We start from the raw sequence: 1,169 nt of genomic DNA on the forward strand, positions 1-1,169 counted from the left end.
ATCTTTTCAAAGCGCTGGCCACTGAAAACCTGCGGGAGCATCACTTCCCGTGCCATCAGACCTTGCGTGGTGAGTACTCCAACCACAGCGGATATAAAAATCAGCCACCCGATACCACCAAATAGCGCAAATCCAACCATGCCGCCCACACAGACGATGGCCCGGTAGAGTTGACTCAGATGTAATAACTTAAAAAGAGAAAACCGGTCGCACAGAATTCCGCAAATCGGAAACGACAAGAACCGTGGCAATGTCTCCAGGAAAAATGCTGCCCCCGATAATGCGATGCTGCCGGTGGTCTGGAAAATCACCAATGGCACCAGAAAAAGCAATATCTGGTCCGCTAGCCTTGATAAAAATAGGGAGTAGAAGAACGACCGGTGTTTAATATCCATTAATTGAATGCCCCAATATTTGAATCCCGGCTATGCCGCCCATGTCCCGCAAGCGGGGATTGAATATGCCCATCAACACCAGAATTTCCTCTTATTTGAAAGTCTTGATTGCTATTTAAAAAGTAGCTGCTCACGCCCATTCCATCAGCACGAAAGCTACTTTTTACGCATAGGTCAAAACACAAATAAAAGCGCTCAGTCCGCGATGCGTTCGATGCGCACCTGCAGCGGCCCGGGGCGTTGCATCGCGGCCAGGCCGGTATCCACCCGACCCATGCGCACCAGCCCATCGGCGTACACGTTGTCGCCCGCAAAAAAGACCAGGTGGTTCAACGGCGCGTAGTAGGCGATGTCGCCCACCACCGGGTCCAGGCCCGCCGGTGCGCCCACGGTGGACAGCTTGCGCGGCAGGTCGCCAATACGCTCGACCTTGGCGAAGTCTCTCAAGGTGATGGTCAGTGGCAGCAGCGCCGCAAAGTCGCGGGCGGTGGCGTTGTCGGCCAGGGTGGCGGTGGCCACCTCACCTTGGACGTGCAGGCGGATCTTCATGGGCAGCTCCTGGGCAAAAACAGACGTGGCGAACAAGGCACAGACCCACAGCGCGGTATTGCGCAACCAGCGGGCTTTGCTATCGGAAGAGGTGTGGTGTGTGGGCATAACCTGCATTCTGGCGGCCCTTGCAGACCCCGACTAGATAATCAATGCTTACATAGTCTGTTAGTTTTTCTAAGCAATCTTTCAGGGAGACTCGCTCCATGGCACGACGCAACCTCA

Annotated in this window: 1 protein-coding gene and 1 pseudogene; both read right to left on the bottom strand. The window is 54.6% G+C overall.

Going from position 1 to position 1,169, the window contains the following annotated elements; translation table 11 throughout:
- Positions 1-395 (bottom strand): annotated as a pseudogene (locus tag AC097L_RS25415) (MFS transporter); the annotation flags it as partial.
- Between the two features lie 195 nt (positions 396-590).
- The gene (locus AC097L_RS25420) at positions 591-1,052 is read right to left on the bottom strand and encodes a cyclophilin-like fold protein (protein ID WP_479589481.1); all 462 of its coding nucleotides are present in this window, start codon (positions 1,050-1,052) and stop codon (positions 591-593) included.
- Positions 1,053-1,169: the final 117 nt, after the last annotated feature.

This window comes from Rhodoferax sp. RT5P35 (assembly GCF_056521385.1).